At 49.3% G+C, this 13,116-nt stretch carries 14 protein-coding genes and 1 tRNA gene; 4 read left to right on the top strand and 11 right to left on the bottom strand.

Translation table 11 applies throughout. The annotated features are described in order from the left end of the window. From J9260_RS03840 to J9260_RS03825, 4 genes are read left to right on the top strand one after another with little or no spacing between them, the layout of a single operon-like run. Positions 1–780, top strand: a complete 780-nt coding sequence (locus tag J9260_RS03840; protein ID WP_210219730.1) for a succinate dehydrogenase iron-sulfur subunit — start codon at positions 1–3, stop codon at positions 778–780. Between the two features lie 7 nt (positions 781–787). Next, positions 788–1,024 (top strand): FAD assembly factor SdhE, encoded by a 237-nt coding sequence (locus tag J9260_RS03835; RefSeq protein ID WP_210219729.1) that lies wholly within the window; start codon positions 788–790, stop codon positions 1,022–1,024. Beyond that, entirely contained in the window at positions 1,017–1,301 is a 285-nt protein-coding gene (locus J9260_RS03830) for an FAD assembly factor SdhE (RefSeq protein ID WP_210219728.1), read from the top strand. Before J9260_RS03835 ends, J9260_RS03830 begins: the two co-directional genes overlap by 8 nt. After that, entirely contained in the window at positions 1,294–1,716 is a 423-nt protein-coding gene (locus J9260_RS03825; RefSeq protein ID WP_210219727.1) for a rhodanese-like domain-containing protein, read from the top strand. Before J9260_RS03830 ends, J9260_RS03825 begins: the two co-directional genes overlap by 8 nt. 11 nt (positions 1,717–1,727) lie before the next feature. Here J9260_RS03825 and corA read toward each other — a convergent pair whose 3' ends face one another. From corA to J9260_RS03770, 11 genes are all read right to left on the bottom strand, one after another. Then, entirely contained in the window at positions 1,728–2,777 is a 1,050-nt protein-coding gene (corA, locus tag J9260_RS03820) for a magnesium/cobalt transporter CorA (RefSeq protein WP_210219726.1), read from the bottom strand. Between the two features lie 59 nt (positions 2,778–2,836). After that, positions 2,837–3,142: a hypothetical protein gene (locus J9260_RS03815; RefSeq protein WP_210219725.1), complete on the bottom strand. Its 306-nt coding sequence runs from the start codon at positions 3,140–3,142 to the stop codon at positions 2,837–2,839. A gap of 147 nt (positions 3,143–3,289) precedes the next feature. After that, on the bottom strand, positions 3,290–4,198 hold the full coding sequence (truB, locus tag J9260_RS03810; RefSeq protein ID WP_210219724.1) for a tRNA pseudouridine(55) synthase TruB: 909 nt from the start codon (positions 4,196–4,198) through the stop codon (positions 3,290–3,292). Then, the gene (gene rbfA, locus J9260_RS03805; protein ID WP_210219723.1) at positions 4,195–4,599 is read right to left on the bottom strand and encodes a 30S ribosome-binding factor RbfA; all 405 of its coding nucleotides are present in this window, start codon (positions 4,597–4,599) and stop codon (positions 4,195–4,197) included. Before rbfA ends, truB begins: the two co-directional genes overlap by 4 nt. A gap of 3 nt (positions 4,600–4,602) precedes the next feature. After that, the gene (infB, locus tag J9260_RS03800; RefSeq protein WP_210219722.1) at positions 4,603–7,566 is read right to left on the bottom strand and encodes a translation initiation factor IF-2; all 2,964 of its coding nucleotides are present in this window, start codon (positions 7,564–7,566) and stop codon (positions 4,603–4,605) included. Between the two features lie 21 nt (positions 7,567–7,587). Next, a complete protein-coding gene (gene nusA, locus J9260_RS03795; RefSeq protein WP_210219721.1) occupies positions 7,588–9,087 on the bottom strand; it encodes a transcription termination factor NusA in 1,500 nt (499 codons plus the stop codon). Then, positions 9,084–9,563, bottom strand: coding sequence for a ribosome maturation factor RimP (rimP, locus tag J9260_RS03790; RefSeq protein ID WP_210219720.1), 480 nt, complete (start codon positions 9,561–9,563; stop codon positions 9,084–9,086). The genes nusA and rimP overlap by 4 nt, the downstream gene beginning before the upstream one ends. A gap of 65 nt (positions 9,564–9,628) precedes the next feature. After that, positions 9,629–9,705 (bottom strand) — tRNA-Met (locus J9260_RS03785). Between the two features lie 65 nt (positions 9,706–9,770). Continuing rightward, positions 9,771–10,064, bottom strand: coding sequence for a DUF2818 family protein (locus tag J9260_RS03780; RefSeq protein ID WP_210219719.1), 294 nt, complete (start codon positions 10,062–10,064; stop codon positions 9,771–9,773). Beyond that, a complete protein-coding gene (nuoN, locus tag J9260_RS03775) occupies positions 10,061–11,494 on the bottom strand; it encodes an NADH-quinone oxidoreductase subunit NuoN (protein ID WP_343231189.1) in 1,434 nt (477 codons plus the stop codon). Before nuoN ends, J9260_RS03780 begins: the two co-directional genes overlap by 4 nt. Beyond that, the gene (locus J9260_RS03770; protein ID WP_210219718.1) at positions 11,491–13,113 is read right to left on the bottom strand and encodes a complex I subunit 4 family protein; all 1,623 of its coding nucleotides are present in this window, start codon (positions 13,111–13,113) and stop codon (positions 11,491–11,493) included. The genes nuoN and J9260_RS03770 overlap by 4 nt, the downstream gene beginning before the upstream one ends. Positions 13,114–13,116 lie beyond the last annotated feature (3 nt).

Raw genomic sequence — 13,116 nt, 5'->3', positions numbered from 1 at the left:
GTGGCTGAATTTACCTTACCTGCCAACTCGGTTGTTAAGAGTGGCAAAACCTGGCCTGCACCGGCAGGTGCAACCCGCGTAAAGAATTTCCGCATTTACCGTTTTGATCCCAATACGGGCGAAAATCCACGCTGGGATACTTACCAAATCGACCTTGATCAGTGCGGGCCGATGGTGCTGGACGTGCTGTTAAAGATCAAAAATGAAATTGATCCTTCATTGACGTTCCGCCGTTCCTGCCGTGAAGGGATTTGCGGGTCATGCTCAATGAACATCGGCGGAACCAATACGCTGGCGTGCATCAAGGCCATTGACGCTTTCGACGGCGATGTAACGATTAGCCCGTTGCCACACATGGAAGTCGTCAAAGACCTCGTGCCTGACTTGACGCACTTCTACGCGCAATATGCCTCCATCAAGCCGTGGATTCAGACGCAAACACCTGCACCACCAGACCGTGAACGCCTGCAATCCCCGGAAGACCGCAAGAAACTGGATGGCTTGTACGAGTGCATTTTATGCGCAAGTTGCTCCACTTCTTGCCCAAGCTACTGGTGGAATAGTGATCGTTACTTAGGGCCAGCGGTGTTATTGCAAGCGAATCGTTGGGTCGTGGATAGCCGTGACGAAGCCACTGGCGAACGTCTGGACAATCTGGAAGACCCTTTCCGCCTGTACCGTTGCCACACGATCATGAACTGCACTAACACTTGCCCTAAGGGTTTGAACCCTGCAAAGGCAATCGCAGAACTCAAGAAAAAGATGATCGAGCGGCGGTAACAGCATTATGAGCGAATTTTCCCGCTTGAAAATGCGTAGTCGCCGTGGTTTGAAAGAACTGGATGTGGTGTTCCAACACTATTTGGAACACCACTATCCGGTGGCTGATGCCATTGAAATACAACGTCTGGATGAATTGCTAAGCCTGCAAGATCCGGTGTTGCTGGATATGTTATTAGCCATGATTGCCGTTCCTGATGAATACGCTGAACTGATTGAGAAGCTGAGAAAGCCCCATGAATGAGGCTTTCCAAGAGGAGCGCATGATTCGCCTGCGCTGGGCGTGTCGGCGCACCTTGCAGGTTCTTGACCGTCCGTTAGGTGAGTTTCTCAAAGACTGTTACCATAACCTGAACCTGTCCGAACAGTTTGCCTTTGAACGCTTGTTAAGTGCCAAAGACCAAGAAATTCTGGACTGGATTATTGGTAATAGGGAATCCGGCGACGCGGGGATTCGTGCGATTGCTGAGCAGATACGTGTATATAACGACCGGGTAACGGAAGGACATTCACATGAATAAGCTGATTGATTTAAGCCCAAAAGCGGCCTACGACTACCTGCAAAATACCGAAGGCAGTCTCTTAATCGACATCCGCTCATCAATGGAATATTTGTTCGTCGGGCATCCGGTCGGCTCGGTACACATTGCATGGATTGACGAACCCGATTGGGAAGTTAACCCCCATTTTGTCGCTGAAATTGAACGTGCTGTCAGTGGTCGCTACAAATATGCCGCGCCCAAACAAGACGCGGCAGTTGTTTTAATTTGCCGCAGCGGTAAACGCTCACAAGAAGCTGGCGAAGCCCTATTAGCAGCCGGATTTGAACGCGTTTTACACATCGAAGAAGGCTTTGAAGGTGAACGCGACGAACACCATCATCGCGGCACCTTAGGCGGCTGGCGGTTTCACGGCTTACCTTGGGAACAGTGCTAAAACAGCATTAGCTACAACCATTTACGCCATTTGAACGCAGCAAGCATGAGAATGGCTAAAACGATCATCACGCCCCACACTCCGAAATAGCCGTTTTGCCACTTTAATTCCGGCATATTCTCGAAATTCATGCCGTAAACGCCGACAACAAAGGTCAAAGGGATAAAAATTGTCCCAACGATAGTCAGTACCCGCATAATATCATTCATACGATTACTCACGCTCGACAGGTAAATATCCAATAAACCACTTAGCATTTCACGGTAGGTTTCAATTAAATCAATAACCTGAACCGCATGATCGTAACAATCGCTAAAATAAGGGCGCATCGCTGCATCACGCCATTGCACATCATGTTGTAACAAACGACTGACCACTTCACGTTGCGGCCACAATGCACGCCGTAATAGCAATAAATCACGCTTAAGTTGGTGCAACGTATGCAGCATCGCCTTGTCTGGGTTTTCTAATACCTGCTCTTCCAACGCCTCAATGTGCTCACCCAAGTCTTCCAACAACGGAAACGCTGAATCAATCACCACATCCAGCAAGGAATATAACAAATAAGCAACACCTTGGCTGCGAATGCGCCCAAAACCTTTACGCAGGCGTTCGCGCACCGGCTCAAATGCACTACCATTTCCGCTACAAAAACTGAGCAAATGATCATTGCTAATGAATAAACTGACCTGCTCCAAGGCGATTTCATCATCGACCCAGTGCGGTAAATTGAGCACAAGAAACGTGTATTGCTCATGAACATCAATCTTTGGACGTTGCCCACTATTAAGCACATCTTCCAATGCCAACGGGTGCAGCCCAAAAACCTCACCAAGCTGATTCACCACCGTCGGATCATGCACCCCGGTAACGTCTAACCAATCCAACCAATCGTTTTTAGTGGCAGCAAGGCAATGCTGCGACGTTGGTGAAACGGTTTCGGTAAAATGCTCATCCCTATACTCAAACAAACGAATCTGGGTGAGTCCACCCGCACCGTGGCGAGTCAATGTGCCTGGCGGTGTACCGGGGGGATGATAGCGTTTACCAAAAGTTTCCATAGAAAATCCTACACGACTGACACGCCGACACAATCGCGTGCCTAGCTCCGTAGCGTATCTTACAACGTTTGGTAGGACAGCAAGCCAATTTGCGTTAAATAAGGCAATACCACCACACCAGCCGCAAACCAGCGCAACATATTACCCATTGAACACGAAGCCTTGAAAAACAGACACCATAACGTCGCTAATAACAGCGTCTGTGCCGTTGCCAACGCCATTGACAATGCAGGCGCGGAACCGCCAACCGATAAAATAGGATTCGATAAGAAATTAACAAGAACGAAAAGAGTACCCAAGAACCACAACGACAAAAACACCACTTTTTGCACAAACGAATAGTGATAACGGTAACGATAGACCATGCAAGCTTCCCCTCAGAAGACACCCCAAAACCCGCCTAGAACCTATACACTCAAGGTGAGAATATTCTCACATTAAGTGGCTCTATCTTCAATAAGGGAGGCTGTATAAGAGGTGAATTTTTAGCATGGAAATAGCTTATAATTTTATCAATACGACAAAAGGCGGCGCACGCTCAAATTGCCTTGCACAACACTGCCCAAACCGATGAATAATCCAGCATTATCATACAATCGCAATAGTTCACAATCGCCCGTTACCTCAACCTCGAAACGCTGCCCCTGACGAATACGCAACACTTGCTCATCAGTAAGCGTCAATGCCGTAACGTTTGGCAGGGCTGCATCAATAGGCAATAACAAGGCATCCAGCGCAGCGAAACTGTGTTCATCCGCTAATGCACGCAAGCTTTCCAAGGTATGCATGGGGTAAGCCCCAAACGGATCAACCCGCTCACGCCGTAACGCAGAGACATAAGCCCCACAACCTAAGGCTTCACCAATATCTTCCACTAGGGTGCGTATGTATGTGCCTTTACTGCACGTTACTGCGAAATTCAAGGTGGTTGGAGTGCGTTCTAACAGGGTCAATTCGTGAATGGTAACGTGACGGGGTTCACGCTCTACTTCAATGCCTTGACGCGCCAACTTATACAGCGGCTGTCCGGCTTTTTTCAGGGCGGAATGCATGGGAGGAATCTGACTGATTTCACCACGAAAGCGTTGCAGAACGTCTTCAATAGTAGCTTCAGTTAAATCGGGAATCGGGCGCGGATTAAGCTTTTCACCTTCCGCATCGCCGGTACTACTCACAAAACCCAAAGTCGCCGTCGTCAGGTAACGCTTATCAGAATCCAGTAATAAACCAGACACTTTGGTAGCTTCACCAAAACACACAGGCAACATACCAGAGGCTAGCGGATCAAGACTGCCGGTATGCCCCGCTTTTTCCGCTTCAAATAAGAAACGAGCGTCTTGCAGGGCTTTGTTGCTGGAGACACCTAAGCCTTTATCCAGCAACAAAATACCATCTAATTTACGGAAACGCCGCCGACTCAAGGTGCATCCGTATCCGTTGCTGCGTCTTCTTGTGGGTGCTGATCAGAGGCAACTGCCCGATCAATCAACACTGACAACGCATTACCGCGTGACTGGGTATCGTCATAGAAAAAGTGCAACGCGGGAGTCATGCGTAATTTGAGCAAATGCCCCAATTCACGCCGCAAGAATCCCGCCGCGTGATTCAAAGCGGTTTGCGCATCCAGACCTTGATCAGCTTGCAGCACATCAAACCAGATTTTAGCGTGTGCAAAATCCTTAGAAACCTCCACGTCCAGCAGCGTTACCATGCCAACACGCGGATCTTTTACCCGGTCACGGATCAGTATCGCCAAGTCGCGGCGAATCTGCCCCGAAACCCGTTCTGTACGTGCAAAGCCGTGAGGTGCGTGATTTGGCATCGGTTAAATCTTCCTTGCCACTTCAATGCGTTCGTAACATTCGATGTTATCGCCCTTGCGCACGTCATTGTAGTCTTTAACCGCGATACCGCACTCTGTACCCATGTGGACTTCTTTCACGTCATCACGGTGACGGCGTAAGGATTCCAACTCACCGTTGAAAATCACCACATTATCACGCAATACGCGAATCGGCAGGCTACGGCGCATTGCACCATCGACCACCAAGCAACCCGCCACTTGACCCAGCTCAGATGAGCGGAATACTTCACGGACTTCTGCCAAACCGACGAAGACTTCACGGACTTCCGGCGACAACAAGCCACTCATGACAGACTTAATGTCGTCAATGACTTCGTAAATAATACTGTAGTAGCGAATCGTGACAGCGTTATCAGAAGCAATTTTACGCGCCGTCGCATCGGTACGCACATTGAAGGCAATAACCGTAGCTTTCGAGGCGGAAGCCAAATCCACGTCACTGGCACTGATACCGCCAACGCCCGCAGATACCACGCGCACTTCGACTTCATCCGTTGAGAGACTGAGCAATTCAGTACGTAATGCTTCCACACTGCCCTGTACATCAGCCTTGATCAACACGTTAACTTGCGCACGTTCGCTGGCCTTCACTTGAGTGAAGAAGTCTTCGGACTTGCTTACATGTTGTGCTGCAAAACGGGTATCGCGTTGTTTTTCACGACGTAATTCAGCAATTTCACGCGCTTTACGTTCGTCGTTCAGTACCACGACTTCATCACCCGCTTCAGGTGCTGCGGAAAGACCGAGTACCGCAACGGGAATCGACGGGCCTGCTTCTTTCACCGGACGACCCGTTTCATCGAACATCGCCCGGACTCTGCCGTATTCAGAACCGCACAGCAGCAAATCACCGCGACGCAATGTACCACTACGTACTAATACGGTAGCAACTGCACCACGACCTTTTTCGATACTGGCTTCAATCACGTTACCGGTAGCTGGCGCGTCAACAGGCGCGGTCAACTCTTGTACCTCAGCAACTAACAGCAAAGTTTCCAGCAAAGCATCAATGCCCTGTCCGGTTTTTGCGGAAATTTGCACAACCGGCACATCACCACCCCACGCTTCGGTGTTCACTTCATGCTGGGAAAGTTCGCTCAGTACGCGGTCAGGATCAGCACCTTGCTTGTCGATTTTGTTAATTGCCACCACCATTGGCACACCCGCCGCTTTCGCGTGCTTAATGGCTTCTTTGGTCTGTGGCATCACGCCGTCATCAGCAGCAACAATCAGGATAATAATATCGGTGACTTTTGCACCACGTTCACGCATTTGGGTAAACGCTTGGTGTCCCGGCGTATCCAGGAAAGTAACCGTGCCGTGATCGGTGTCGACGTGGTAAGCCCCAATGTGCTGGGTAATACCACCTGCTTCACCGGCTGCTACCCGCGTTTTGCGGATATAGTCGAGCAAGGATGTCTTACCGTGGTCAACGTGACCCATAATGGTAACGACAGGTGGACGCGGTTTAGCTTCGTATTCAGTAGTATCTTGACCAATCATCGCTGCCAACAATGCCGCGTCATCCATTTCCTGCATGGGCTTGGCTTTGTGACCCAGCTCTTCCGTTACCAGAATTGCTGTATCTTGGTCGATGGCTTGATTGATCGTCATCATCATGCCCATTTTCATCATCGCTTTGATAATGTCAGTCGCACGGATAGCTAATTTTTGCGCCAATTCAGAAACCACAATTGTCGGTGGAATCTCAATCTCTTTCACCATCGGTGCGACAGGCTTTTCAAATGCATGTTTGTTAGCCGCTTGACGTGGATCAGGACGACCAAAGGCTTGCTTACCACCACCCTTCTTCTTACCGTGACGACCACCACCGTTGTTGGACGGTACGTGTAATTCTTCGCGATCACGCCCACCACTTTTGCCTTTAGCTGGCTTCTTATGCGATTTTTTATCGCTTTGTGCTTCAGGTTCAACCGCCAGTTTTTCCGCAACGGCAACGGCGACAGGAACAACCGGAGCAACTTTCTCCTCTGGTGTTTCAGAGCTATCGACCACCGTCTGTGGAGCTAATGTTGGCTTAGGTTTAATTTTAAGTTTGGAAGGGCGACGCTTAAGCGCGGCAGCCGCTTCTTCTTTAGCCGCAGTCGCCACCACTTGCCGCTGATCTTTTGCAGATAAGTTACCACTATCATCGGTAGTGCGTGGGAACATTGCGCTGATGCTAGGGTGTGAAGAAGAAATAACAACCTGTGACGGATCAGCCGGTTTTGTAGCAACCGGTACTGGCGCAGGTGTTGGAATTGGAGCCGGAGCGGGTGTAGGAGCTGGCTTTGGTGCTGGCACTGGCGTAACCACGACTTCTGGTACAACTGCCGCAACAGGTGGCTCTGGCTGCACTTCAACGACTGGCTCGACCACAACAGCAACCACTGGCTCTACAGGTTGAGGTGCTGCAACGACAGTAGGCTCAACCGGCGGCTGAACAGGCTTAGCAGGCTCAGCTTTTTGACGCTGCTGTTCAATGCGGCGTGCTTCAAGTTGACGACGCTCTTGTTCAGCTTTTTGAATCGCCGCTTCGCGAGCCTGACGTTCTGCACTCATCTGGCGTGCCATATCTTCAGCACGTGCAGCACCGCTGGCTGACTGTTGCTCACCTTGCCCGGAGGAAGCATCGGCGGAGAAAACCTTTTTCCGTCTAACTTCAACGCTTACTGTGGTTTTACCGCGTCCCGCACCCACCGTCATTTCACTGGTGGAACGGCGTTTCAGGGTTACTTTATTTCCCGTATCAGCCGTGGTGGTCGCGCCCTGACGAATATGCGCCAACAACGTTAACTTCTGGGCATCCGTAATCCATGCGTCTGCGCCACTAACTGAAATACCTGCGTCCTGCAACTGCCTAAGCAGCACTTCGACGGGGGCATTGATTATCTCGGCAAGTTTTTTGATCGCTATGTCCGACATCTTGTCATTCCTCCCGCAGAATCATGCTTCTGCCTTGTTATCGTCTGCAAACCAAGGGGCGCGTGCTGTCATAATCAACGTCGCCGCTCGCGTTTCATCAATTTCACCGATTTCTACCAGCTCATCTACTGCTTGCTCTGCCAAATCTTCCATTGTGCAGATGCCGTTAGTCGCTAGTTTAAATGCCAGTGCTTCATCCATACCATCCATGTGCAGCAAATCTTCTGCTGGCAAATGCTGGTCTTGGGAAATAGCTTGGGAAAGCAGGGCAGTCTGTGCGCGATCGCGCAATTCACCCACGATTTCCGCGTCGAAGCCTTCGATGGCTAGGAACTCTTCCACAGGAACGTAAGCTACGTCTTCCAGCGTTGAGAAACCTTCCTCGGCAAGAATGCCAGCCACTTCTTCATCAACATCCAACTTGTCCATAAACAAATTGATTAATGCTTGCTGCTCAGCTTGAGTTTTCGCTTCGGCTTCTTCAACGCTCATGACGTTGAGGATCCATCCGGTCAAATCGCTGGCAAGGCGTACATTTTGTCCACCACGACCGATAGCTTGCGACAATTTTTCACTGTCAACACCGATGTCCATCGTGCGGGCTTCTTCATCCACCACAATCGACAACACTTCTGCCGGAGCCATTGCATTCATTACATAGGTTGCAATGTCAGCATTCCACAACACAATGTCGACGCGCTCTTTGCCGCCTAATTCATTGGTAACAGTCTGAATACGTGAACCACGCATCCCAACGCAAGCACCAATCGGGTCAACGTTAGGCAAGTTGGCACGTACTGCTACTTTAGCACGCGAACCGGGGTCACGCGCCGCACCCATAATATCAATCATTTCCTGACTGACTTCGGGAACTTCCAATTTCATCAGTTCCGTCAGGAAATTAACATCCGCACGGCTGATAATCATCTGCGGGCCACGCACATCCTGGCGAATTTCCTTGAGCAAACCACGCACCCGTGCGCCAGTATGCAGGTTATCGCCCGGAATCATTTCTTCGCGCGGGATGAAAGCTTCTGCATTTTCACCCAAATCAATCACGACACCTTTACGGTCGGCGCGTTTGACTACGCCCATGACCAATTGACCAACGCGATCACGGTAAGCCGAAACCACTTTTTCACGTTCCGCTTCGCGCACCTTGGCAACGATGACTTGTTTCGCAGTTTGTGCGGCAATGCGCCCAAAATCAACGGAAGCGATAGGTTCTTCGATGTAAGTACCAATCTCAACATCTAAACCACGGTCTTTAGCATAACTAATGAGGATTTGACGCTCTGGGGTTTCAAATTCAGGATCTTCGTCATCCATCACTTTCCAGCGACGAAACGTATCGTAATCACCGGTTTGGCGATTCACAGAGACGCGAACATCCATACCCATGCCATAACGCTTACGGGTAGCCATCGCCAGTGCAGTTTCAACGGCCTGAAAAATCAGGTCTTTGGTTACATTTTTCTCATTGGAAACTGCATCAACAACATGGAGGATTTCTTTATTCATGCCTGCTTACCGCCCTTACGCTGAGGTCGAACAACATCTAAAACTAAGCGTCCACGATCAATCAGATCATAAACGATTTCATAAACTGTGCCTTCCACTTCCACCTTGATGTGTTCGTCATTAACATCGTGCAATTTGCCGACGAAATTACGACGCTTTTCAATGGGTAAGCGGGTGCGAATTTTCACGTTTCTGCCCAGATAGCGGGTGTAATGCGCGGGAACAAACAAGACCCGATCAATGCCGGGAGAAGACACTTCTAAGATATAGGCGAGGGGAATCAAGTCGTCCACGTCCAAAGCGGAACCTAGCTGATGGCTGACACGCCCACAATCTTCAACGGTGATTCCATTCTCGGAATCGATAAAAACCCGCAACAAAGCACTTTCTTTTTGCGGGCGGTATTCGTATCCCCACAACTCGTAACCGAGGCCAGTTACCGTTGTTTCGATCAAAGTATCCAATTTTTCCTGCATTACGATCCTAACGCCATCTCATTGGGCAGATAATAAAAAAGCCCCGTAAAGGGGCTTTTTGTATTTGGTAGCGGGGGCAGGATTTGAACCTGCGACCTTCGGGTTATGAGCCCGACGAGCTGCCAGACTGCTCCACCCCGCATCAGAGGTGTGAACTATAGAGAGATTTACTGATGCTTGCAAGCTTATTATTATCAATAAACAAAATTAGCGCACATTACGGAAGATAAACCCCGGAAATGCGAAAACCATGAACAATGCCAACGTCACCGCATAAAACTCCCAATCTTGCGCATGGATAGTCCCGCCCATGGCTTGACGTTCCAACGCCACGGCAAGACCGCCAACAACAAAATATAAGATAAACCATTCCAGCAACCGCAACCAAGGTGACTTACGTTCACAACGCAACACCAAGAAACAACTTTGGCTTAACCAAGGCAGGTTAGCTAACACAAACGCCACCGCCAGAAAGCCCCACTGCAATACCGACAAACTCATAAACTCGCGCCTATCGCCAGAGAACAAACACCCATCAGGAAGCCAGGGAATAAACCCAGCACCAACATCAGGACGCCATTTACACTGATCAGCACATTAAAATCAAGTTCTGCGGTAATCGGCGCGGTATCATCGGGCTTGTCGAAATACATCATTTTGATCGCACGCAAGTAGTAAAACGCGCCAATCACCGATACCACCACCATGAATACCGCAGGCCACAAATAACCCGCTTGCATCACCGCCTGAATAATCGACAGTTTTGCATAAAAACCCACAGTGGGCGGAATGCCTGCCATCGAAAACAAAAACAGCATCATCATCAGCGCGTACCAAGGATTACGCTCATTTAAGCCCTTGATGTCATCCAGCGTTTCAGCTTCAAAACCCGCACGCCCCAACAAAATCAAGATAGCAAAACCACCGGCAGCCGTCAGTGCGTAAGTGATGGTGTAGAACAATGCAGCAGAATACCCCTGCTCACCGGAGATTGTCCCCAATAAAATGAAACCCATGTGCGCAATCGTCGAATACGCCAACATACGTTTTAAGCTGAATTGTGCAATCGCCACCACGTTACCGAGCAAGATCGACACCAAACCGAATACCAACAACATTTGCGCCCAACCCGGCTGCGCTGCGGCGGTAGACTCTGCCAAAACCCGGAACAACATCGCCAGTGCCGCAATTTTTGGCACACTACCTAAAAACAAAGTAACAGCAGTCGGCGCACCTTGATAAACGTCGGGAACCCACATATGAAACGGCACTGCACCAAATTTAAACGCAATCCCCGCCACCACAAACACCAAAGCAAACAACAAAGGAATATTCGCCATGACATCTTGCGCCGCTACGTAAGTCGCCACACCGGTAATGTCTAGCTTGCCACTCAAGCCGTACAGCATTGAAATACCGTACAATAAAAGACCAGAAGCTACCGCGCCCAACACAAAGTATTTCATTGCCGCTTCGGAACCACGCCCGTTATCACGATCTAATGCCACCAGCGCGTACATGGACAACGCCAGCAATTCCAAACCCAGATAAACCACCAGCAGATGATTCGCTGAAGCCATAATCATCATGCCCAAGACTGCAAACAGCCCCAAGACGAAAAACTCACTGACCCAGAGTTTATTATCCAGCAAATACTTACGGGCATACACGAACACCAGCGCAGTCAGTAGCAACATGCTGACTTTCAAAATACCGCTCAAATCATCACGCACATAGGTATCGTTTAAACCTACAATTTTCTGCCCATCCATCGTGCTGTAAACCAGTAACGCAGTTGCCAGTAACGCAACAATCGACAGCAGATACGTGACCGTGCGGCAATCTTCACGCAAGAACAAATCCAGTAACAGAATTAAGCAAATGGTGCTCAATAAGAAGATTTCCGGGGTTGCAATGGCAATATTCATCATAACCGGCAAGCCTCCACGCTCATTCCCATGCAGCCACCAATCTTGCTTTGCAAAATTTGTGGAATCAATTGTCTAATCGACGCATCCATCACATCAGTCAAGGGCTGAGGCCACAATCCCAGCATCAACACCGCACCCGCCAGCAATGCCAGCATCACAAATTCACGTTGATTAATATCGTTCAATTCAGCCACTTCGCCGTTACGAATTTCACCGAAGATTACACGTTTCACCAACCACAACGTATACGCAGCACCCACAATCAAGGTCGTTGCTGCTAAAAAGGCAATCCACGGACTCGCTTTGAAACTGGCTAAAATCACCATGAATTCACCCACGAACCCTGATGTTCCCGGCAAACCTGTATTCGCCATCGCAAAAAACACATAAAGTGCAGCAAACTGCGGCATCCGATTTGCCACACCACCGTAAGCATTAATATCGCGGGTATGCATCCGGTCATACAACACCCCAATACACAAGAACATCGCCGCCGAAATAAAGCCGTGCGATACCATTTGCACCATTGCACCTTGCAGCCCCATGATGACGCTATCGAACTTATCGGCTGCCATCAAACCATTAATGCCTTGAGCCAGCATTAACTCCGGGTTCCCTGCTTGCACTGCTTCCGAAATGTAATACACCATGAAGAAGCCCAAGGTAACAAAACCCATGTGCGCAATCGACGAATACGCCACCAGCTTTTTCATATCTTGCTGCACTAAAGCGACAAACCCGATATAAACCACCGCAGTCAACGACATAATCAACACCAGCCAATCAAGCTGCGCTGCTGCATCCGGGGTAATGGGCAAAGCAAAACGTAAAAACGCATAGCCACCCACTTTCAAGGTAATCGCCGCCAAAATGACTGAACCACCCGTCGGGGCTTCAACGTGCGCATCCGGCAACCATGTATGCACCGGCCACATAGGGACTTTCACCCCAAATGCCAATAAGAATGACAGGAAAATCAATATTTGCGCGGTGCGGTCAATCGGCAAGCGGTGTAAATCAGCAATCGCAAAACTTGCTTGAAAACCTTCTGTGGTCGCACCTAACTGATACAGATAAATCAAACTGATCAGCAAAAACACCGAACCAAAGAAGGTATACAAGAAAAATTTAATCGTGGCGTAAACCCGTCGCGCCCCACCCCAAATCCCGATGATGAGAAACAGTGGAATCAACATTGCTTCAAACAAGATGTAAAACAGCATTGCATCCAACGCGGCAAACACCCCGTTGACAATACCTGCCATGATTAAAAACGCCGCCATGTATTGCGAAATACGGTATTTAATCACCTCCCAACCGGCGATCACCACCAATACCGTAATAAAGGTATTCAGCAGAATCAACGGCATCGACAATCCATCCACACCCAAGTGGTAATGAATGTTAAAGGTATCTATCCACAGGTATTTTTCAACAAACTGCATTCCCGCATCGGCAGCATTAAACCCGACATACAGCGGCAAACTCAGTAAAAACGTCACTAACGCAACACCCAAGGCAAATTGTTTGGCTCCGAAACGGTCGCCCACAATCAATACCCCTAAACCACCCACAATAGGCAGCCAGATCAAAAAACTCAGTATTGGCAAATCAAACATGTG

The sequence above is a fragment of the Thiothrix unzii genome (assembly GCF_017901175.1).
GTDB lineage: Bacteria > Pseudomonadota > Gammaproteobacteria > Thiotrichales > Thiotrichaceae > Thiothrix > Thiothrix unzii.
Note: the sequence above shows the minus strand (reverse complement) of the source record. Positions and strands in the feature narration are given on the sequence as shown.

Excerpts from the sequence above, each read along its gene's own strand:
- J9260_RS03835 (WP_210219729.1), top strand. The coding sequence starts at position 788 with ATGAGCGAATTTTCCCGCTTGAAAATGCGTAGTCGCCGTGGTTTGAAA.
- J9260_RS03830 (WP_210219728.1), top strand. The coding sequence starts at position 1,017 with ATGAATGAGGCTTTCCAAGAGGAGCGCATGATTCGCCTGCGCTGGGCG.
- J9260_RS03825 (WP_210219727.1), top strand. The coding sequence starts at position 1,294 with ATGAATAAGCTGATTGATTTAAGCCCAAAAGCGGCCTACGACTACCTG.
- corA (WP_210219726.1), bottom strand. The coding sequence starts at position 2,777 with ATGGAAACTTTTGGTAAACGCTATCATCCCCCCGGTACACCGCCAGGC.
- J9260_RS03815 (WP_210219725.1), bottom strand. The coding sequence starts at position 3,142 with ATGGTCTATCGTTACCGTTATCACTATTCGTTTGTGCAAAAAGTGGTG.
- rbfA (WP_210219723.1), bottom strand. The coding sequence starts at position 4,599 with ATGCCAAATCACGCACCTCACGGCTTTGCACGTACAGAACGGGTTTCG.
- infB (WP_210219722.1), bottom strand. The coding sequence starts at position 7,566 with ATGTCGGACATAGCGATCAAAAAACTTGCCGAGATAATCAATGCCCCC.
- nusA (WP_210219721.1), bottom strand. The coding sequence starts at position 9,087 with ATGAATAAAGAAATCCTCCATGTTGTTGATGCAGTTTCCAATGAGAAA.
- rimP (WP_210219720.1), bottom strand. The coding sequence starts at position 9,563 with ATGCAGGAAAAATTGGATACTTTGATCGAAACAACGGTAACTGGCCTC.
- J9260_RS03780 (WP_210219719.1), bottom strand. The coding sequence starts at position 10,064 with ATGAGTTTGTCGGTATTGCAGTGGGGCTTTCTGGCGGTGGCGTTTGTG.
- nuoN (WP_343231189.1), bottom strand. The coding sequence starts at position 11,494 with ATGATGAATATTGCCATTGCAACCCCGGAAATCTTCTTATTGAGCACC.
- J9260_RS03770 (WP_210219718.1), bottom strand. The coding sequence starts at position 13,113 with ATGTTTGATTTGCCAATACTGAGTTTTTTGATCTGGCTGCCTATTGTG.